This is a genomic window from Deltaproteobacteria bacterium CG11_big_fil_rev_8_21_14_0_20_42_23, assembly GCA_002796345.1.
Taxonomy (GTDB): Bacteria; UBA10199; UBA10199; order 2-02-FULL-44-16; family 2-02-FULL-44-16; genus 1-14-0-20-42-23.
Window position 1 is genome coordinate 1 of sequence record PCXC01000014.1, and the last position, 20,645, is coordinate 20,645.

A 20,645-nucleotide genomic window follows, 5' to 3' on the forward strand; every position below is an offset into this window, starting at 1 on the left:
TTGAGCTTTTGTAAGTTCCATCCCTCCCACATCTCACTTTATCTCTTCTTTGTCAATTAGTGTTAACACGCCCTAATGCAAGTTACCAAGTATATGCCGGCACAAAAAGATATGGCAGTATTCCTATTGGTTATCAAGGTGCGGTTCAATGTTATAAAGAAAATGAGTGGCCAGGGGGTTTTTAAATTTATTTTGAGTATGAAAGATGTAATTGTTTTTCAAGCACGCCTTAAAACCACTTTAAATGAGCCGGAGATGGGAATCGAACCCACGACCTACTGATTACGAATCAGTTGCTCTACCAACTGAGCTACCCCGGCGATAAAAAGCAGTTTATAGTTTTTGGTTCATGGTTCTTAGTTATAACCCTAACTATAAACTCAAAACTACAAACTGCTTTTCTGGTGCCGAGGGCCGGACTCGAACCGGCACGGGCTTACACCCATCAGATTTTGAGTCTGACGCGTCTACCAATTTCACCACCCCGGCGAAGCTTGCCTTAAGGCAAGTTCGTGATTTAAAATCTTTTTGAAATGATTGCTCCTGCGAAAAAAACTAAATCTCTATCGTTTTTTCATCCCCATCAAAACCGGCTGCCATCTCGTAGGTATCTTCTCCACGTGTAACGTATTTTATGTCGAGTTTGTTGTCGGCGATTTCGCGCAAAGCGGTTACGGCTTCGCGGTTTTTGCAGTTCACCAACGGTTTTGAACCTTGAAACAATTGCTTCGTGCGTTCGGCTGTTGCATGAACAAGGGCGAAACGGTTATCCACCACATCTAAACAGTCTTCTATTGTTACTCGAGCCATGGTATCTCCTTAAGATTTAAGGGCGCATCTATTCGAAAAAGTGCTGAAATGTCAACAGTCTTCTGGTCAAAACGGCGGCTGGCTGTTCCGATTGGCACTGCGTTTCTGGGCTGGAGAGTTTTTTTACAGATTCCTGCTAAAAGCAGAGGAGGAAATTGACCTGACAATACGCTTGTGATAGATTCCCTAAGTTTATGAAACAACTTGGAGAAATGCTCCTTTCAACCCTGCCAGAATACCGAGAACGCCACCTTTTTGTGGTGCGGCTTCGTCTTCTGGTTTTTTTTGGCTTCTGGGTTTTCTACCTCTACTTTTTGCGTGATGTTCTCAGCCAAACGCTGATTACAAGCGTTTTGATCATCCTTTGCTTTTCCCTGGTTATTTTTGCTTACTACAATGTGCTGCGAAAACGGTGGCTCATTTTCTCCTTTTTTCTGGAAGTGGTGTCAGATCTTACCGCCATCACCTCCATTATCTACCTCACTGGTGGGCCGCACAGTCCATACTATACTATATATGTGTTCTACATTTTCTTCATCGGTGTGTTTTACAATCACCTCATCGCCGGCTCGGTGGCCATTTTCACTGCTTTTTGGTACGGAATATTTCAAGTTGCTTGCGATGCCGGTTGGATTCGGCCGCTCATTTTAGACTACGGCAACCAAATCCCCATCCCAGCTTACACGCCAACTGCGCGCTTCATTTTTGCGGCGGCGTTTTTGGCCTTCACCGTTTACGCGGTGAAAAGTGCCAGCCATTTTTCGCGAAGAAGAGAGAAAGAGCTCGAAGAAAAAAACCGCGAGCTCAATGCACTTCATACCATGAGTTCTACTGTTCGCAGTGTTGTTTCGCTTTCTGAAGTCATCGAACGCATTTTGGGTTCTTTGGAAGAGGGCTTGCATTTTTCGCTGGTGTTTATGCTTCGCTTCGAAAAAGAGGGCGATCGAACAAAAATGGCACTGCACTTTCTACAAAAATCAAAAACAATGAAGGTGTTGAAAGAAAAAATGCCAACTCTTTTTCGGATGAAGAAGCATCTTTTTTTGGATGAATGTGCCGAAAATCTTCTTCTCTCAGAACTCTTGCAAAAGAAAATTATTTTTCGAAAAGATCTTTCTGAAGTGATGAACGATTTTTCAGATTTTGTGGATTCAAAAACTATTTCCCAAATTCAAACTTTGTTAAAAGTAAAACGAGTTAGCATTGTTCCGCTTATTTCTGCGGGAAAAGTTTTGGGCGCTTTTGTTGGTCTCAGCGAGAAAAAATTTGTTGATGAATACACAGTCGAACGGCTGCAAGCCTTTGCTGATCATATTGCGCTGTCCATCGAGGCTGCAAGTTTGATTCAAGAATTGCGTTTGGCCAACAAGTCACTTGAAGAAGCCAACCGAGTGAAGTCGGAATTTTTGGCTACGATGAGCCACGAGCTTCGCACTCCGCTCACGGCCATTATTGGTTTTTCGGAATTGTTACTCGAAGGAGTAATGGGCGATTTAAACACAGAGCAACAAGAAAGTTTGCACGAAGTATTGTACAACGGTTCAGAACTGCTTCGTCTCATCAACGGATTACTTGACTTGGCAAAAATTGAAGCTGGAAAAATGGACCTCGAAGAAAACACCTTCAGCTTGCCAGCATTGATTCAGCGTTTGCAAGGAATGACCAGCTCGCTTATTCAAAGAAAAAATATCCGCTTGCACTTAAGCCTTGAAGATTCCTTGCCTGTTGTGTGTGCTGATGAAAAAAAAGTGCAGCAAGTTTTGCTCAATCTGCTTTCGAATGCCATAAAGTTTACTCCTCACAACGGCGCTATCACCGTGGGCACATCATTTTACGCCTCGCTCCAAGACTACAAAAAGTTGCATCCAGATTTTGCGGAAGCATTTACTTCGCATCTTGAACAAGGTTCATTTTTTGAAGTGTATATTTCAGATTCTGGCATTGGCATTGAGAAGGAAAAGCAAGAAACAATTTTTGAAGCTTTCCACCAAGTGGACAGTTCTATGACGCGTTCATACGGCGGAACTGGTTTGGGGCTTGCGCTTGCAAAACAATTTATCGAACTTCATCATGGTATCATTTGGGTAGAGAGTAATCTTGGTTCTGGTGCTCGCTTTTCATTTTTACTTCCGCAGCAAAGAGAGAAAAATGCTGGCGCGGAAGCCAAAGCTTAATTCAAAAAATTTTTTATTTTACGGTACTTACATTATATGTATAATGCACCACTTAAGAGGTTTTAGTTTATGGGTGGATTATTGCGTCAATATTCTTGGATTTTAAATCTCCTGGCAATCTTCTTATGCTCGTTTTTTCTCGCCAAGATTGTGGGAGCCTACGTTGGCACCGTGTTGCAAGTGAAGAGGTCAGTTGCGGTTTTTAGCTCCGAGCGCTCAAAAGTCTTTCAGCCGGAAAGAAAATTGTTGGAAGAATATCAAATCATCATCGACAGAAACATTTTTGATTCTACCAATCAAGTAAGTGAAGATCAAACGGCCGATAGCGATGCAGATGAAGATGCTGAAATAATAGAAGGCGGCGAAGCAGTTCTCACCAAGTTGAGCATCACGGTTATTGGTGTGCTTGTGGTGGGCGAGGGAAGGGACAATCGTTCGTCAGCTACCATTAGCTCCGGCTCCAAAAGCATCGATGTCTATTCTGTTCGTGGAGATGAGAGTTTTGCGCCAAACACAACACTTACGCTGGTTGCACCAGATCGCATCGAATTTTTGAATAATGGCCGATTAGAGTATGCAGAAGTGGGAGAGGGCGATGGAACAAATATTTTTGCCTCTCCATCAGCAGTGGCTCAAGCCGGAGCTGAAGAGAAAGATGTGTCGCCGCAAACACCAGCAGGTGGCGATTTTGCGGTAAAGCAAGAGGCTGCTGGAAAGTTTGTGATCGACCAAAAAGAAGTAGAGAACGCATTACAGAATTTAGATAAGCTTTATACCGAAATTAGAGCTGTCCCTAATTTTTCTGGCGGTAAAGTTGCGGGAATGAAAATTTTATCGGTAAAAAATGGTTCACTGTTTTCAAAAATTGGCCTCCGTAGAGGCGATGTGCTCCAAAGAATAAATGGATTGGAGCTTGATGTTAAACAAGGTTTTGCTATCTTCAACCAGCTGAAAGATGCGAAAAGTCTTACCGTAGACTTAATTCGACAAGGACAGGCACAAACTATTGATTATGAAATACGCTAAACTTTTATTCCTTTTCTTTTTCTGTTCACTTCTTTCTGTTTCTTCTGTTGTGTTTGCGCAACAAAGTGCAGATCAAGAAAGAGTTACACTTCCCAGCAGCCAAGATGCTGATGCTGCCGATGTTCAGCAGCCAAGTCAAGCAGCTGCAGAAGAACAAAAATCACCTCAAGATGATTTGGTTTACTTAAATGTGCAAGGCCAAGACATCAAAGATGTGATTAAGCAAATTAGTAAGGCCACCAAAAAGAACTTCATCATCGATGACAAAATTCGTGGAAAAGTGACCATTATTTCAGAACAAAAAATGACCAGAGAAGAAGCCTATCAAGCTTTTCTCTCTGCACTTGAGGTGGCGGGATACACAGTAGTGAAGGGGCCTGCAGGGATTTTGAAAGTCATTCAACAAAAAGATGCGAAGTCTTCTCCCATTCCCATTCATGTTGATTCTACTCCGCTCACTGATAGCTATGTGACAAGATTGGTAAACCTCGAAAACATTAGTGCGCTAGAAATTTCCAATGCCATCAAAGGCCTCATTTCAAAATCGGGAAATCTTTTTGCCTATCCGGCCACAAACACGCTCATCATCACCGATTCGGGCACCAACATTGATCGCTTGATGAAAATTATCAAAGAATTAGACCAAGAGGGTCCACAGCAAGTGGTAGAAATTATTCCAGTTGTTAACGCCGATGCAAAGCAAGTGGCATCAACCGTGCTCAATCTTTTTGAGGCTGGAAAAGCGAATAACAGAAGAACGGTAAAAGGTGCAGCCGATAGTGAGGAGCAAGTTTCAAAAATTATTGCCGATGACAGAACCAACTCTATCATTGTGGTTGCCAGTAAACGTTCTATCCAAAATGTTCGCGATATCATTGCGCGTCTCGATACCAAATTGGAAACAGGTGATACAGGCGGTGTGCATGTTCACTACTTGAAGCATGCAAAGGCTAGCGATATTGCTTCCACCTTAAGTTCGGTGACGGCAGGTGCTGGAGCTGCAACTGCTGCAAAGGGGAAGACTACGGGCCAACCAGCGGTTGCACAGTTTGAAGGCGGCATAAAAATTGGCGCTGATGAAACTACCAATGCGCTCATCATTACTTCGTCTGCAAAAGATTACAAAATTCTTGTGGATGAGCTCATTAGCAAACTCGATATTCCCAGAAAACAAGTTTACCTTGAATCAACCATTATGGAACTTGCCGTACGCAAGGCCGATGATTATGGCCTGAAAGGTTTTGGAAGTGGAGGTTTTGGCAATCTTCTTGGCTTTGGCCAAACGTTTGCGGCCACCGCTGGCTTGGGCGGGCTCTTTAGTTCTGGCGGACTTGTGGGTGGAGTTTTGTCGCGAGATAATATTACGGTGAGTGTTCCCACTGAAACGGGTGGTTCTTCAGATGTAACGCTTCCGGCATATTCTGCTTTTCTCAATCTGATTCAAACTTATTCCGATGCCAACATTGTTTCGTCACCAAATTTACTGACGCTTGATAATGAAGAAGCTGAAATTAACATCACCGAGAAAATTTATGCCAAAAAAGTTACCAACACTGCAACTGGTCTTTCTACGCAAGAGCCCACGCCACTTGAATCGGGCTTGATCTTGAAGCTTACTCCGCAAATTAGTGAAGGCGACACAGTGAAAATGAAAATCGATCAAGAGCTTTCAAACTTCACCGGAACTGCCGATCCCGATACTGGTGCCGCGCCTTCGTCAAAACGAAAAGTTTCAACTACTGTTGTGACACAAGATGGTCAAACGGTTGTGCTGGGTGGTTTGATGCAAGACAATGTTACGCACAGCAAAAGTAAAGTTCCATTTTTAGGAGACATTCCTATTCTTGGTCTTTTGTTTAGAACTTCAACTTCATCGAACACCAAAAGTAATTTGCTTATTCTCATCACGCCCTATGTGATTAGAACTCCAAATGATTTTTCAAATGTGATGCGCCGAAAAATTGAAGAGCGAAATCGTTTTGTAAATAACAATTTTAATTCGAAGCAGCGTCAAACAATTCGTGATACCTTAGCGGCGCATCGACAAGACTTGCTCGATTTTGTTGATGGGGGAATCAAAGGGGAGGATGATGAAGAAAAGAAAGCTCCTCCAAAAGTGCAACAGCCAGGTGAGAATATTGGTTCGCCAAATGTGAGCAAAATTTCCTTTTCCTCAACAGGTCCTGTTTCTGAAAGTGCAAGTGCTCCTTCAAGTTATTACGAAATTAACGATGCATCGCCGTCGGCCCTTTCTTCGTCTGTGCCTCCTAGCTCCGGTTCTTCCGAGCCAGTAATTACGGTGCCGTCCCTCGACAAAAAGCGCTATTCCACTACGCCGAATAATGCTGAAGCCAAGTCCGCTCCTGTGCCCTCGGTTAACATTAATCCCGGAAGGCCAAAAGTAGTGCCGCCAAGCGCTCCTGCAGAAGGCAGCACTCCACCGCCAGGAGACCTTGATTTGGCCTATTAGGCAGATAAAAAACCTCACACACCGCCAAAAGCGGGAAAAAGAGACTTTGCAAACGAAAGCAAAGCAGTTACAATGAAAACCTATGGATTCTCGTAGTTTAGGCTCAATTCTTCTTGAAACATCCTCCCTCACCGAGGAGCAACTCGAGCAAGCGCTTGCGGTTCAGCGTGAGCGTGGCATTAGGCTGGGTGAAGCTTTGGTGCAGTTGAAGTTACTCAGAAGCGAAGACATTCTGAAGGCACTTTCCATCCAGTTGGGTTTTCCCTACGAAAACGGAATAGAAGTAGATGGCATTCCTTCCGATCTCATTTCCCAACTTCCCATTAGCTACGCAAAACAAAACGAGGTGCTTCCGCTGCGGCGCGAAGGCAAAACTATTATTGTGGCCATTGCCGATCCCACCAACTTTTACGCGCTGGATGATTTGCGCATTTTACTCAATGCCGATGTGCAGCCAGTGATTGCCAGTTCTTACGAAATTGTAAACGCCATCAATGCAGCCTACAACAAGTCTGACGATGCGGGCGACGAAGCCATTAGTGAGCTAAACGAAGGTGAAGATATCAGCGGAGATTTCAACGAGCCGGTTGATCTTTTGGATGCCGACGACGAGGCTCCAATTATTCGGCTTGTTAACACGCTCATGTTTCGAGCGGTGAAACAAAGGGCGAGTGATATTCACATTGAACCTTTCGAGCGCGAAGTGAAAGTGCGCTTTCGCATTAACGGTGTGCTCTACGATATTCTCTCCATTCCAAAACGCGCGCATAGTGCAATTCTTTCTCGTATCAAAGTCATGAGTCACTTGAACATTGCTGAAAAACGTATTCCGCAAGATGGAAGAATTCGAATTAAAATTGCCGGCAAAGATGTTGATATTCGTGTATCTACCATTCCAACTGCGCATGGCGAAAGTTCGGTAATGCGTTTGCTTGATACCAGTTCGGTGATGCTTGATGTAGACAAGCTTGGCTTTCATCCGAAAAACTTGGAAAAATTTAAGCGACTCATCGATCATAAAAATGGAATTTTACTGGTAACCGGTCCAACGGGATCTGGTAAAACTACAACGCTTTATGCAGCGCTTACAAAACTCAATACCAATGAAGTGAAAATTCTTACCGCGGAAGATCCGGTGGAGTATCAGCTTCATGGTATCAATCAAATGCAAGTGAATCCCAAAATTGACCTCACGTTTTCTTCGTGTCTTCGCGCTTTTTTACGCCAAGATCCAGACATCATCATGGTGGGTGAGATACGTGATAGCGAAACGGCTGAGATTGCAATTCAAGCTTCACTCACTGGTCACTTGGTCCTTTCTACTTTGCACACCAATGATGCTCCGGCTTCAATTAGTCGTCTTGTCGACATGGGTATTGAACCGTTTTTGATTGCGTCTTCTGTGATTGGTATTGTGGCTCAGCGCCTTGTGCGAACGGTTTGCAGAGAATGCGCGCGTTTGTATACGCCAGAAGATATAGAACTAGAGCGGCTTGGCATCGAACGTGAATTTTTGAAGGGAAAACAATTGTACCGCGCAGTAGGTTGCCCCGCGTGTCTTGAAACTGGCTACGCTGGCCGAGCGGGTATTCACGAAGTCTTGTTTATTACCGATAAAGTTCGTCAGCTCATTATTAAAAATGCGGATGCTTCCGAAGTAAAAAGACTTGCCATAACAGAAGGAATGATTTCGCTTCGTGATGACGCAATTAATAAAGTTATTCTTGGCGTTACCACCATCGAAGAAGTCTTGAGGATTACTCAAGAAGAATCACTTGGTTAACGTGTTGATCTTTTTTCACTTTGGAGTGTAAAGAACATGGCCGTTTATTCTTACATTGGTATCAATGCGCAGGGCAAGCAAACTGCGGGCGAGGTGGATGCCGATAATGAACGCGCCGCGCGAATGAAGTTGCGCAAAATGGGTGTGTTTCCCACGAAGCTTGGACTTCAAGGAACTATTTCTCAGTCTGTTTCGATGGGAATGAACATCAACTTTTCCCAATTTTTCCAAAAAGTAAAACTTCAAGATGTTTCTCTCATGACACGTCAGCTTTCTTCTTTGCTGTCGGCTAACATTCAGTTGGTGGAAGCTCTTGAAGCCTTGATTGATCAAATTGAAAATCCAAAACTCAAAAATCTCCTTTCCACCGTAAAGCAAAAAGTAACCGAAGGTGACAAGCTTGCAGATGCACTTCGACCATACAAAAATATTTTTGGCGATATTTACATCAACATGGTTGAAGCAGGTGAGTCCAGTGGTGCCCTTGATGTGGTGATGGACAGGCTTGCAGATTTCACCGAGAGCCAGGCAAAACTAAAAGGCAAAGTAGTAAGCGCCATGATTTATCCAGCCATTATGTCTGTGGTTGCCATTATTTTAATTACAGGTCTTCTCACTTTTGTGGTGCCGAAGGTAACTGAGATGTTAAGTGACACTGGCGCTGCGCTTCCACTTCCCACAAAAATTTTGATGGGAGTGAGTGGTTTTCTTACCAACTATTGGTGGCTCGGAATTATTTTTGTTGTTGCTGGCATTGTTGGAGCGAGAAAATATATTTCCACTCCCAAGGGCAGAATGTGGTTTGACGGGAAAAAGCTGACGATGCCACTTTTTGGAAATGTAAATCGCATGGTAGCGGTTTCACGTTTTTCAAGAACACTTTCTACTTTGCTGGGAAGTGCAGTTCCTCTTTTAACTGCAATTGATATTGTGTCAAAAGTTGTAGACAACGTTGTGCTGAAAGAAACGTTGGAAAAAACGCGCGACATGGTGCGAGAAGGTCAGGGCGTTGCTGACCAATTGAAAAAAAGCCCACATTTTCCTCCGTTGGTTACGCATATGATTGGGATTGGAGAAAAAACAGGCGAACTCGAAAGTATGCTGGAACGCGTTGCCGATACCTATGACGGCCAAGTAGACAACGCCTTATCAGCGCTCACTTCTTTGCTGGAGCCGCTCATGATTTTAGTGATGGCAGGCGTGGTTTCATTCATTGTAATGTCAATTCTTTTGCCAATTCTTAAGTTGAATCAGTTGTAGTTGCTGCTTGTCATCACGAGGAGCATAGCGACGTGGCCTGCCTGCCGGTCAGGCAAGGTGATCTCCTCGTTCAATTGTCAGAGGAGATCCTTCCTGCCCGTCCGGCAGGCGGGCGTTTCCACTCAGGATGACAATAAAGTGTTGGAATTGTCACTTGAGTATTCTGTTGTCTTGTGTAGAATGCGCGAAATTGCATTGTTCACGTTAGAAAGAGGAGGAGAGAAATGAAAAAATATTTCCAAAACGTTCGCGGTATGACGCTCATCGAGATCATGGTGGTTATTACCATTTTGGGTCTTATCGCTACAGTAGTTACGGTCAACGTGCTTGAAAGGCTAGACGAAGCAAAAATTGACACGGCCAAAACGCAGATGAAGGCTTTTGAAGATACGCTTGATCAATTTCGTCGTGATGCTGGCTTCTATCCCGCAACAGAACAAGGTTTGCAGGCGTTGGTAGAAAAACCAAGTGTGGGAAGAGTTCCAAAACGTTATCCTTCAAAAGGCTACATGAAGTCCTTGCCTAAAGATCCATGGAATTGCGACTACGTTTATTACAGCCCCGGCATTCAAGGGCACGATTATGAAATTTATTCTCTTGGGGCAGACTGTGTCGAAGGAGGAGAAGAAGTTGATGCAGATATTTCAAGTTTTGAAACGGATAGTTAATTTTCCGCAATAAAAATGAAGAGGCGAGTTCATAAAGAGTGGGCTCGCCTTTTTTTGTTTTATCGTTTTAGGTTATGTGGACAATTAACGTGCTGTCATCACGAGGAAGCGAAGCTGACGTGGCCTGCCTGCCGGTCAGGCAAGGTGATCTCCTCGTTCAATTGACAGAGGAGATCCTTCGGCTGTGGCCTCAGGATGACAAAAAAACTAAAAAAATATGATGAATTTTTTTTCTTCCACAAAAAAAAAGCTAAAGTCAGCAGCAGGTTTTACTCTTTTTGAGTTGTTGGTAACCCTTGCTGTTGTTGCGTTGGTAGTTGGTTTGGTGGTGAGCCAAACCAATGATCTTTTCGATCGTGATATAAAGCAAGCCTCAAGCAAACTTGCCGCTACCATTCGTTATCTCTACAACAAGTCGGCAACCGAAGGTATTTACTTTCGGCTTATTCTCGATATTGATGAGCGCGCCTATTGGATAGAAGCAACGGGTGATCCTTATTTGCTGGCTAACCCTCAGGCCTTTGCAGCAAGTGGAAAATCAACTGCTTCAAAGTCTTTATTGGATGAAGCAAAATCAAAAAGCCTGCTTCAAGATGAAGAAATTGAACGCATCAAACCAAAAACTCCAAGCTTCGATCAAGTTTCCGAACGGCTTCTTAAGCCAAGCAAGTTGCCAACTTCAGTGTACATCAAAGATGTGTATGTAGAGCACTTGCAAGGTCCAGTTGATTCAGGAAAAGCCAGCATTGCCTTTTTTCCAAATGGATATGTTGAATATGCTGTTATTAATTTTAGAGATGAAGATGACAGTTTGGCCTACTCCCTCAAAACCAATCCCGTCAGCGGTTCGGTGAAGATTGAAGATAGGTACAGAACTTTAGATGATGAAGAGTGATGCTTGTGAGTGGAAATAATTAGGGTTTGGTTTGTCATCCTCTGGCTTGACCAGGGGATCCACAATTCTTTGTCATCACGAGGAGCGTAGCGACGTGGTGATCTCCTTGTTCAATTGTCAGAGGAGATCCTTCGTTCCACTCAGGATGACAATAAAGCGTGGGAATCGCTAATTCCCTCCGCCTTAGGTGGAAGAATGACAAAGCAAAACCAAGAGTAAACTGGAAATATCAGGATGAAACTAAAAAGCACAAATCAACCAGCAGGTTTCACACTTTTGGAAGTGTTGGTGGCCGTTGCCATTATGGGAATGGTGATGGTTTTGGTTACGGGGTCGTCTCGGCAAATGTTGGGTGCAAAAGATCGTGTGGAAAAACGTGATGAATTGTTTCAAGCTGGAAGAGTTGCGCTTCGGAAAATTTCTTCAGATCTCTCGGTGGCTTTTCTCACCAAAGCAAATTCGGCGGAAGGGAGCTCTTCAGACAATCAATGGAAAACATTTTTCATAGCACAAGACAAAGGCGATCAAGATGGCGTTCGCTTTACAAGCTTAAACCATCTGCGTTTGCGGGAAGGCGCTAAAGAATCTGACGAAACTCGTATTGCTTACGAGGTAGGCGTATCATTAGATGAAACCAGACAGCTGAGTGTAATACGAAGGGAAGATCCGTGGCTTGATACCAAAACAGAATTGGAAGGGAAGGGATATCCACTTATCGAAAACATCAAAACGTTCGAACTTGAATATTATGATGATCGAAAAGATGAGTGGACCAAAGACTGGAACACAGAGCAAATTGACTGGAAAGAAAAGCTGCCTTATGCCGTGCGCATCACCATTTCTTTAGCAGATCCAGATAGTGAAGACGATGATGATGTGATTGTCTTGTCCACTATTGTAAAGTTGGCACTTTCAAAAGGAGTAATTACGTTTTGAAGTTTCGAAAACGAAAAAAAAATGAACGTGGCGTTGCGCTGATGCTTGTGCTGTCTGCAATTACGGTTATCACCGTTGCGGGCATTGAGTTTGCGTATAACACCAATGTCAATTACCACTTGGCACGTAATCACTTGGATAGGTTGAAGGCAAGCTATCTGGCGAAGTCAGCGTTTCATTTTGGATTGCTTGAACTCAAGTACGACAGAGTGTTTCGGCAAATAGTAGAGCAGCAAAACTTGGGCAGTTTGCTTGGAGCAAGTGCGCAACTGCCACTCTGCAAACAATTTCCACTTTCCACAGGTTTGCTTCGAGCTGTATTTTTGGGTGGAGGTGGTTTAGGCGAAGGTGCGGATACCGAAGATGCCACTGCATCTGCCGAGGAACCTTCCCTAGAAACAGGCGGAGAAGATTTTCCAAAAGTAACTAGTCTTTCCGATGAACAAAGTGCTGCTGATTTTTTGAGTTTCGAGGGAGACTTCGATATCGATTGTGCTGATGAATCAAATAAGTTGAACCTCAATGTGTTTGCAAAACTCAAAGCATCAGCAGGTTCTTCATCTTCTTTAGGCACTTCTCAAGGTATTAGCGAGTACGATTTGCATAAACAAATTCTTACGAGTTTTTTGCAAAAACCCGAATACGAACTTTTATTTGAAGATAGCGAAATTCCACCCGTTGAAATTGTGCGCAATATTGCTGATTGGACAGATGAAAATAGAGACATCAACGAATACGGCGGCTCAACTGGTGGCGCAGAATCGAGTTTGTACGAGCGCAACAGCAGAAAATACAAAGTGAAAAACACAAGTTTCACAACGATTGATGAAGTGTATCAAGTGGAAGGAGTAAATGAAAAATGGTTCGAACCGCTCAAATCCAATTTTACTATTTACGGCGATGGTAAAATCAACATTTGCAGTGTTGATGAAGGTTTAGTGCAAGGCATTATAAAAACTTTTGTGGAGACGACACCAGGCGTGCCTCCAGTGCGGCTTGCAGACGAAGAGGTGATGACGCGCCTTGTTTCAAGTATCCAAGATGCCTGCAGTGCTGGCAGTGCTGGCGATGCCCTTGTTGCGGAAGTTACGGATGCCTTTTGGGGAGCGTTGTCAGTTGATCAAGAAGTGGCAGGAAATGTTGATGCAGAAAGTGCAAAGGCCAAAGAGTCTTTCAAAAATCTGATTACCGCAACGGGAAGATATTACACCCTCATTTCCACAGGCCAAGTTGCAGATGTTATTGTTCGCGTGAAGGCAGTCGTAGATGTGAAAGAAAGCAGCCCCGACAAATGGCCTCTTCTTTATTGGAAAGTGTATTAAACTTTTCCCTCTTTCACTTTGCTTTCCACACAGTGCACAAAAGAGTTGATTGATGGGGAAAATCAGTGTATTTTCGGGCCATTAGACTTCATCACTTCAAGACACACACTAAAAATAAGCAGCTTTTCAATTATCACGTGAGGGTTTCTCATGCCGCAAATTATACTCGGGATAGACATTGGAAGTTATTCCGTAAAGATTGCAGAAATTGAGCGAAGCTTTAAGTCGTTTGAGTTTGTTGCCTTTTATGAGCGCGTTATTCAATACAATGATTTGCTTTCGCCGGAAGAGTCGCGCGCCATTGCTCTGCAAGGCTTGATGGATGACAATAATATTACGTGCGATTTTTGTTACAGCGCTATTTCCGCACAAAGAGTTTCTTCGCGCTTGGTGACATTTCCCTTTAGCAGCAGCAAAAAAATTGCACAAACACTTCCTTTCGAAATTGAAAGCTATGTTCCTTTCGATGTGAATGATCTCATTATCGATCATTCTGTTTTGTGGTCCACAAAAGAAGCTACACGCGTCATCGCGTGTTACGTGCAGCGTGAAGAATTCAAAAAGCATTTGCATCTTTTGCAGCACGTGGGCTTAGAACCTCGCACTGTAAGTTCAGAAGCGCTCGACTATGTGAGCATCATGAATTTAGGCTTGGTTCCCCCCGAAGGTGCTTACGCCATCATCGACATCGGCCACGAAAAAACAAACATTGCCCTCTGCAGCGGAAAACGGCTTGGGTATGTGCGCGCAGTATCAATAGCCGGAAAGTCAATTACACAGCGCATTGCAGACGCGTTGCAAATTTCATTTGAAGAAGCTGAACGCATTAAAATTGAAATGGGCAGACTTCCCAACGAATTTGAAGATGAAGAATTAGATGACATTACCAGTGCGGTTCAAAAAAGTATTAAGTCAGTTATTGATGAATTGCTTCTTCATATTCGCCAAACACTTTTTACGTTTCGGGATTTAGAATCCATTTCGGTTGAAGGAGTTTATTTATCGGGTGGTTCATCACGTCTTCCAGGTCTTGAGTCATACCTTTCAGGTGAGTTGAAGCAAAATATTACTTACGTCAATTGCAGTGATTTTCATTTTAGCAAACTTGAGCATGCTGAAGTACATCGCCATGTTATTCCGCAAGCACTTGCGTTGGCATTAAAAGGTGTTGCAGCTGGTGCTCCCGACATCAATTTTCGCCAAGGTGAAGATGCGTTCAAAGGTGATGTAGAGGAAATTGGTGGCAGCTTAAAATATTTGGTGGCAGCATGTGTTCTCATTATTTCGTTGGCGCTTACTTATTTTTCCATCAGCTACTATCATTTAAAAGGTGAATCCGAGAGGATGAAACGTGATATGGAAGAGGTGATAAAACAGGCTCTGCCTGACGCTCCGCCTCAAGCGTTTAAAACCCAAAAGGGTGCTCTCTCTCTCCTCACTTCAAAAGAACAGCAGGTGGAAGAAAGAAAAAAAGAAATTGAAAGCCTGCAAGGTGTTTCGCCGCTCGATATTTTCAAAGAGATTTCACAAATTCTTCCAGCTCGTGAAGAACTTACACTTGATGTAGAAAAAATTAGCGTTGCCAAAGACAGAGCCCAGTTTACGGGTGTGACTGACTCGTTTGAATCGGTAGATAAAATTCGTGATTCACTTGGAAAATCTCCAATGTTCAAAAATGTTGAAATTGGAAATAGAAACAAAGGCGCAAAAGGTGAAATAAAATTTAGTATTGCTCTCGATTTTAAAAAGGATGGAGAAGAGAGTTCATGAAGTTAAAAGAATTCAAAATCAATTTTGAGGCTGTTCGATTTGACAACCTCTACGCCAAATATTTGGCCTTAACTTCACGCGAGCAAAGCATTGCGCTTGCAGGAATTGGCGTGGCGCTTTTTTTCATTTTGTTTCTTCCCATTACGCTTGCTTCGGGAAGTTTGAGCAGCCTCACCAAAAGCATTGAAACCAGCAAAAATGATTTGAAGCAGGTTATTCGAAAAATTGATCATTACAATGAAACGAAAGCAAATTTAGATGCAGTTGAACAAAGCCTTTTCGGACGTTTTGATAGTTCCATTGCGACAACCCTCGAATCACTTGCCACTCGCGCTGGTATTGCCGAGCGTATTGATTCACTTAAAGAAAAAAAGAAACCTTCCAGCGATTTGGTAGAAGAGGCCGCTGTGGAGGTGAGGATTCGAAAAGTGAGTTTGAAAGATTTGATTTCTTTTTTATTTGAGATTGAAAATCATCCTACAAAAAATCTTCATCTTGAAAACTTAGAGGTAAAAACGCGATATAAAAAGCAGAATGAACTTGATGCATCATTTACCGTTTCAACATTTAAGTTGAAAGAGAAGGATGAACTGTAAATGAAAATGCTTCGCTTGCTTGGATATGTTTTTTTCTTTCTCATCAGTTTTATTTTTCTCACCTACTGGATGTTTCCCTACGACAGCTTGAAAGAAAGGCTTGTCACTCTTATTGAACAGCAAATGGGAAGCCAGGTTGAAGTATCGCTTGAGTCGCTTAAGCCTTCTTTTATTACGGGTATCAAACTAAAAAAATTGAAAATGTATTTTAATGACGGAAGTAATAAATTTGAAGTGATGAATATTCCACAAGCATCTGCGCGTCTTTCACTTTTATCTACGCTCTTTGCATCTCCACATTTTACTTTTTCTGTTGAACTTGGAGGCGGAGAGATTGATGGCGATGCAACGTTGGCCGGAAGCACCATTGACCTTGACCTTGATTTTGATGCCGTAAATATTTCAGCCATTAAAGTATTGGCATCTCGATATGGTTTGCAGCTTGGGAGCAGTATCGATGGAAATATTTCACTGAAAGTGGATCAGCAAAGATGGATTCGTTCCACAGGTTCGGTGGATTTAGATTTTAGAAGTTTGGAGCTCAAAGAATCCGAATTTAAATTGGATGAAGGCGGCATTCCCTTGCCAGCTGTGGTTTTCGCAAAGGGGAGGGCGTCTGGTTTAAAAGCAAAAATTGTGCGTGGAAGTTTGAATGTTGAAAAGTTTCTTTTCGAAGGTGGTGATCTAGGTCTCGATTTAAAAGGTCGAGTTGGTTTTGGAGATTCTGTCGAAAGTACACGTTTCGATTTGGACGGAATGTTTAATCCCAGCAAAAAACTTTCCGATGCACTTCCATTTTTATTTATCGTGCAAAAACAAAAGCGTCCGGATGGCTCATACCCTTTAAGCATCTCAGGCCGAGGTGCAAGGCCATCAATAAAAATTGGCACATTTTCCGTAGCGCTTTAATTTTTTTCTCATCTCCGAATGCTCCCCGACAAAAGCATTCGAGGACAAGTCTTGTTGGAGAACCAGCAATTTCTGTTGAAGCAATCTGTGTTGAAGCTTTTCATCTTCCAGCAAAATAAATGTTCCACTTTTTAAAAAACAATTCCATTTACCGGATCTTGAACAGAACACATGTTCATATTTCAGAACAGTTCTGAAGACTTCATCCTTCTCTTTTTTTAACGCCTTGAAAACAAGAAGCTTTTAAGCTCACGTTTCACTTAGCTTTCCTGGTATATGACTTGCTCTCTACTGTGCGATTCCAGTGTTTAGAGCAGAAAATCTACCTCTGGAGAAGATCGTCCATCAACATTGTTTTTTTTCGAAAGAAGGGGAAGAGTGAATGAAACGATTCATTGCCTTCATCATGCTGAGTATCGGTTGTGTTTTTGTGTTTTCCTTTATCTTCATTCAAGAAGCATTCGCCTTGGAAGCAAGTAGTCCCGTTAACGCTGAAGCAGACAGTTCTGGCGTGAGCAACTCAAGTTTTGAGCCTGATTATTTTACGGGTGCGGCAACCTATCGTTACAACATTGATCTTCCAAGTGGCAGGCAAGGACTGACGCCAGTATTAACTTTTTTTTATAATAGCCATCGTCGCTCTCGCCCTAGTGAAGTGGGAGTGGGGTGGGAACTTAGCCTGTATTATATCGAACGTTCTACTATCAAAGGTCTACCTGATTATTCTGGCGAAGATTATATCTCATATGAAAATGGCCAAGCGCGACAACTGCTTTCTATGGGAGCAGCTCCTAACAATTGTACAGCTTATCGCTACAAGATCGAAAGCGCGGATCAAAAACGTTTCTTCAAATGTCAAAATTACTGGATCATGTATGACAAGAGCGGAAAGAAGTATCTTTTTGGACAAGGAGAAAACACTAGGCTTGAAAATACAGCTCAAGCGAAGACGTTAAGATGGTACCTCGAAAATGTTGAGGATCCAAATCACAATACTATTGTCTACCATTATTCAGTAGCTTCCATAGATGCTTTTTTTACTCATGGTGAAGAAGATCCTACAGATTCTTACAAAGTTCAAAACATAGTCTTAGATGAGATTGAATATACTGGTCATGGTGATGAACCTGGAACGTACAGAGTTGATTTGCAGTATGGTAATAACGATCATGATAACCCAGACTTCCGAAGCGAATTTGGAAGAACAGTTTCAAAGCATTTAAGTAAAGTACTTGTTTTTGAACGTGCCAACCAAGCAAGACCAATTCACGAATATACTTTTCGATATGAAGAAGACCAGCAAATGCTGAAGCTAGCTGGCATTACGGTCAAGCTCAAAACAATAATATTGTGACGACACTTCCTGAAACTACGTTTGAATATTCAAGTTTAGCGGACGAAAATTATTGGGTTGCAAACGATGACGTTTACCAAGATCCCATTGGGCAAGCGACACAGTATGATAAAGCCCATCGATTTTTTGATATGAATGGTGACGGTCTTGTTGATCGAGTTTTTCAAAACAGAGATACGGGAAATTTTGAAGTCTATGTAAACACGGGCAGTGACTTTAACGCAGAAGCACAACTCTGGCCCGATATCTGTGATGATGGCAACGGTTCTTGTCCAGGTGAAGAGCTGAATGATTTGATCGATTTCAACGGTGATAATCTTCCTGATCGTATCTTGGGTGGAGACATAAATATTATTGGCCAAGGTCTTCATCGTGGGTATTTTGTAAAATATAATAGTGGGACTGAATTTCGTTATGGAGAACTGTGGGATGACCCCATTTGTCAGATAGAAGAATACCAAGCGCATTGCGGTGAGCTTAGTTTTCAGGATATGAATGGTGATGGATTAAGAGACCGTATTCATCACGATCAAAATCAAGATCGCTTTCTTGTTTTTATAAACGAAGGTCGTCGTTTTCATGCAGAAGCAGAAGTGTGGGACGATCAAGCTCCTCAAGGAGGAAGTTTTGAATATTTTATCCTTGATATGAATGGTGATGGTCTTCCTGATCGTGTTGCAAGAGATCGTAATACTCCAAGTTATGACTCTCCTTATCTCCAAGTGTATTACAATACTGGTCATGGTTGGTTTGAAAATTATGAGGAATGGCAATATCCTTTTTTGCTAGGAGATAATCCTCCTAGAATCAATTTAATTGATATCAATAGCGATGGGAAACCCGACCTTCTCACTTCTTCCACGTTACCTGATGCCCGTCATGGGTTTAACGTTTATTATAATCTTGGAACGAACTTCGACAGTGAATCTCATTTTCTTCCCGATCCTCTTAACAATGATCGTTTTGTAAATAAGTTTTCATACGAAAATAATTTTCCGGGCTTTATTGATGTTAATGGGGATGGTTTTTTAGATCGAATTGCTCCTACACGCGATGATCAGTACGAAGTTCACTTTACACAATTTTATACACCAAATTCAAACGAATATCATGAGCCGCCACTTGCTCTCATTGCGATCAATAATGGGCTTGGAGTCGACACTCGTCTTTCATATCGTCCAACAACGTTTATGAAAAATAGACTGCTTCCTTTTCATAACTTCAATCTTGCAAAGATTGTGGTGAAAGAGGGTGAGGAAGAAAAAATTACCAACATTGATTATGCTATGGGGCAATATCAATTTCCTTGGAACAATCCTTTAGCAAGAAAGTTTGATGGGTTTGGTTTTGTTCAAATTCGTGACCATTTGGGAAACGTTGAAAACCGTTGGTATCATCAGGCACACACCGACATTAAAGGTGTTGTTCGCTTTGTGGATGATTATCTTCCTGGATTTGATCATTCGTTTTCAATTCGAACGCGTGATCTTCCTGATGAAGAAGAGGTTGAAGGTTTTTCTCCATGGACCCAAACAAGTCTTTCCGGGAAACTCTATCGTGTTTCTCGTTACATTCGAAAACCGGGGATCATTCATCTTGTGCACAAAGATACCACTACCTACGAGTGGCAATCATCATTTACTCAAGCCAATAATTTCATAAAATTTGTGAGTTTGGTTCGCGAAAAAACAACAGACTACGAAGGTCTTGATCGGGGAAGATCTACAGTTACAACATCTGCTTACAATCCAGAAACTGGAAACATAATAAATACAATTAATCTTGGTGAAGTTGGTGTTGATACTCCGCGGAAAATTGAATTTGTTGATTATCTTGCTTTCACTACTCCCTTTGGGGAAGTGCCAACATCAAACGCAGCTCAAATTAGAAATGTAGAGGGAAATGATCTTGTTCGAAATGTAGTACGTTTACAGTATGACGAGAATTTGAATGTGATGTCACGGCAAGAAACTCTTTCCTACGAGGGTGAACAAGATCAAGAGCTCATCAGTCGTTTTGAATACGATGCCTATGGAAATGTGATTCAAGCCACAAATCCAAAAGGAACTATCAGCACCACTTTTTATGACGAAGAGAACCATCTTTTTCCTCTTCAAACAACTATAGCAGGCGAGTTTACAAGTCACAGCGAGTACGATGTGAGAATAGGAAAAGAGAGAGAAAAAACGACTCCTGATGGACGTGTTGAAACTTTCTCTTATGATGGATTTGGAAGACTTTTGGAACGAACGTTTCAAGGACAATGGAAAGAGCGTTTTGAATATGAAGATAAAGTTGATCGCAGAAATGGCTTGTTTGCAACAGCAGTAAAACATTTTACAAATATCTCAAGTGATCCCGCCGAAAGTTCACGCCTTCCTCGTAGTGTCACATATAAAAATGGTCAGGGTGAGACCATTCAAACGTCTTCACGCTCTGAACGAAGTGATCATAGTTACCGAGCAATTGTAACACGTTATCTTCAGGATAGGCAGCAGTATCAGGTGTTTACGTCGGAGCCTTTCTTTACTCCCGATGAAACTTTGGTAGCCGCGGCTAATCATCCCGAGTTCATCACAGAACGTGACAGTCTTGGCAGAACCTTTCGCAGCACGCCTCCCGTAGGCGATATCACTTCTCCAACTGCAGCAAGCATTACGCGTTATGGCGAT

The 20,645-nt window shown here is 42.5% G+C and carries 16 protein-coding genes, 2 tRNA genes and 1 pseudogene (1 of these 19 running past the window's edge); 15 read left to right on the forward strand and 4 right to left on the reverse strand.

Going from position 1 to position 20,645, the window contains the following annotated elements; all coding sequences use genetic code 11:
* Positions 1-75: 75 nt before the first annotated feature.
* Positions 76-282: a hypothetical protein gene (locus tag COV43_01820; protein PIR26379.1), complete on the forward strand. Its 207-nt coding sequence runs from the start codon at positions 76-78 to the stop codon at positions 280-282.
* Here the strand turns inward: COV43_01820 and COV43_01825 are convergent.
* The 4 genes from COV43_01825 to COV43_01840 all read right to left on the reverse strand — a co-directional run bounded on the left by COV43_01825 (position 248) and on the right by COV43_01840 (position 1,013).
* Positions 248-320, reverse strand: a tRNA-Thr gene (locus tag COV43_01825). The genes COV43_01820 and COV43_01825 overlap by 35 nt on opposite strands.
* Positions 321-402: 82 nt before the next feature.
* Positions 403-489 (reverse strand) — tRNA-Leu (locus COV43_01830).
* 66 nt (positions 490-555) lie between these two features.
* The gene (locus tag COV43_01835) at positions 556-810 is read right to left on the reverse strand and encodes a DNA-directed RNA polymerase subunit omega (GenBank protein ID PIR26380.1); all 255 of its coding nucleotides are present in this window, start codon (positions 808-810) and stop codon (positions 556-558) included.
* A complete protein-coding gene (locus COV43_01840; GenBank protein ID PIR26381.1) occupies positions 798-1,013 on the reverse strand; it encodes a hypothetical protein in 216 nt (71 codons plus the stop codon). Before COV43_01840 ends, COV43_01835 begins: the two co-directional genes overlap by 13 nt.
* Here COV43_01840 and COV43_01845 point away from each other — a divergent pair.
* From COV43_01845 to COV43_01910, 14 genes and pseudogenes are all read left to right on the forward strand, one after another.
* Positions 1,005-2,984, forward strand: coding sequence for a hypothetical protein (locus COV43_01845; GenBank protein ID PIR26382.1), 1,980 nt, complete (start codon positions 1,005-1,007; stop codon positions 2,982-2,984). The genes COV43_01840 and COV43_01845 overlap by 9 nt on opposite strands.
* A gap of 69 nt (positions 2,985-3,053) precedes the next feature.
* Complete coding sequence (locus COV43_01850; protein ID PIR26383.1) at positions 3,054-4,010, forward strand: hypothetical protein; 957 nt, start codon at positions 3,054-3,056, stop codon at positions 4,008-4,010.
* The gene (gene gspD / locus COV43_01855) at positions 3,997-6,480 is read left to right on the forward strand and encodes a type II secretion system protein GspD (protein PIR26384.1); all 2,484 of its coding nucleotides are present in this window, start codon (positions 3,997-3,999) and stop codon (positions 6,478-6,480) included. Before COV43_01850 ends, gspD begins: the two co-directional genes overlap by 14 nt.
* An 82-nt stretch (positions 6,481-6,562) precedes the next feature.
* Positions 6,563-8,263 carry a type II secretion system protein GspE gene (gene gspE, locus COV43_01860; GenBank protein PIR26385.1) on the forward strand — a complete coding sequence of 567 codons (1,701 nt, stop codon included), beginning with the start codon at positions 6,563-6,565 and terminating at the stop codon, positions 8,261-8,263.
* A gap of 36 nt (positions 8,264-8,299) precedes the next feature.
* Positions 8,300-9,523, forward strand: coding sequence for a type II secretion system protein GspF (gspF, locus tag COV43_01865; GenBank protein ID PIR26386.1), 1,224 nt, complete (start codon positions 8,300-8,302; stop codon positions 9,521-9,523).
* A gap of 224 nt (positions 9,524-9,747) precedes the next feature.
* Positions 9,748-10,191: a type II secretion system protein GspG gene (gspG, locus tag COV43_01870; protein ID PIR26387.1), complete on the forward strand. Its 444-nt coding sequence runs from the start codon at positions 9,748-9,750 to the stop codon at positions 10,189-10,191.
* Between the two features lie 220 nt (positions 10,192-10,411).
* Positions 10,412-11,086 carry a hypothetical protein gene (locus tag COV43_01875; GenBank protein ID PIR26388.1) on the forward strand — a complete coding sequence of 225 codons (675 nt, stop codon included), beginning with the start codon at positions 10,412-10,414 and terminating at the stop codon, positions 11,084-11,086.
* Between the two features lie 234 nt (positions 11,087-11,320).
* Positions 11,321-12,022: a hypothetical protein gene (locus tag COV43_01880; GenBank protein ID PIR26395.1), complete on the forward strand. Its 702-nt coding sequence runs from the start codon at positions 11,321-11,323 to the stop codon at positions 12,020-12,022.
* Positions 12,019-13,344: a hypothetical protein gene (locus COV43_01885; protein PIR26389.1), complete on the forward strand. Its 1,326-nt coding sequence runs from the start codon at positions 12,019-12,021 to the stop codon at positions 13,342-13,344. Before COV43_01880 ends, COV43_01885 begins: the two co-directional genes overlap by 4 nt.
* Before the next feature lie 150 nt (positions 13,345-13,494).
* Positions 13,495-15,114, forward strand: a complete 1,620-nt coding sequence (locus tag COV43_01890) for a hypothetical protein (GenBank protein PIR26390.1) — start codon at positions 13,495-13,497, stop codon at positions 15,112-15,114.
* A complete protein-coding gene (locus COV43_01895) occupies positions 15,111-15,710 on the forward strand; it encodes a hypothetical protein (GenBank protein PIR26391.1) in 600 nt (199 codons plus the stop codon). Before COV43_01890 ends, COV43_01895 begins: the two co-directional genes overlap by 4 nt.
* Positions 15,711-16,619, forward strand: coding sequence for a type II secretion system protein GspN (gspN, locus tag COV43_01900; GenBank protein ID PIR26392.1), 909 nt, complete (start codon positions 15,711-15,713; stop codon positions 16,617-16,619).
* A gap of 382 nt (positions 16,620-17,001) precedes the next feature.
* Positions 17,002-17,973, forward strand: a complete 972-nt coding sequence (locus COV43_01905; protein PIR26393.1) for a hypothetical protein — start codon at positions 17,002-17,004, stop codon at positions 17,971-17,973.
* Positions 17,970-20,645: pseudogene (locus tag COV43_01910) on the forward strand (hypothetical protein); it runs 66 nt beyond the window's last position. Before COV43_01905 ends, COV43_01910 begins: the two are co-directional and overlap by 4 nt.

Excerpts from the sequence above, each read along its gene's own strand:
- COV43_01850 (PIR26383.1), top strand. The coding sequence starts at position 3,054 with ATGGGTGGATTATTGCGTCAATATTCTTGGATTTTAAATCTCCTGGCA.
- COV43_01835 (PIR26380.1), bottom strand. The coding sequence starts at position 810 with ATGGCTCGAGTAACAATAGAAGACTGTTTAGATGTGGTGGATAACCGT.
- gspF (PIR26386.1), top strand. The coding sequence starts at position 8,300 with ATGGCCGTTTATTCTTACATTGGTATCAATGCGCAGGGCAAGCAAACT.
- gspG (PIR26387.1), top strand. The coding sequence starts at position 9,748 with ATGAAAAAATATTTCCAAAACGTTCGCGGTATGACGCTCATCGAGATC.
- COV43_01820 (PIR26379.1), top strand. The coding sequence starts at position 76 with ATGCAAGTTACCAAGTATATGCCGGCACAAAAAGATATGGCAGTATTC.
- gspD (PIR26384.1), top strand. The coding sequence starts at position 3,997 with ATGAAATACGCTAAACTTTTATTCCTTTTCTTTTTCTGTTCACTTCTT.
- COV43_01905 (PIR26393.1), top strand. The coding sequence starts at position 17,002 with ATGAAACGATTCATTGCCTTCATCATGCTGAGTATCGGTTGTGTTTTT.
- COV43_01880 (PIR26395.1), top strand. The coding sequence starts at position 11,321 with ATGAAACTAAAAAGCACAAATCAACCAGCAGGTTTCACACTTTTGGAA.
- COV43_01845 (PIR26382.1), top strand. The coding sequence starts at position 1,005 with ATGAAACAACTTGGAGAAATGCTCCTTTCAACCCTGCCAGAATACCGA.
- COV43_01875 (PIR26388.1), top strand. The coding sequence starts at position 10,412 with ATGAATTTTTTTTCTTCCACAAAAAAAAAGCTAAAGTCAGCAGCAGGT.
- gspE (PIR26385.1), top strand. The coding sequence starts at position 6,563 with ATGGATTCTCGTAGTTTAGGCTCAATTCTTCTTGAAACATCCTCCCTC.
- COV43_01890 (PIR26390.1), top strand. The coding sequence starts at position 13,495 with ATGCCGCAAATTATACTCGGGATAGACATTGGAAGTTATTCCGTAAAG.
- COV43_01895 (PIR26391.1), top strand. The coding sequence starts at position 15,111 with ATGAAGTTAAAAGAATTCAAAATCAATTTTGAGGCTGTTCGATTTGAC.
- gspN (PIR26392.1), top strand. The coding sequence starts at position 15,711 with ATGAAAATGCTTCGCTTGCTTGGATATGTTTTTTTCTTTCTCATCAGT.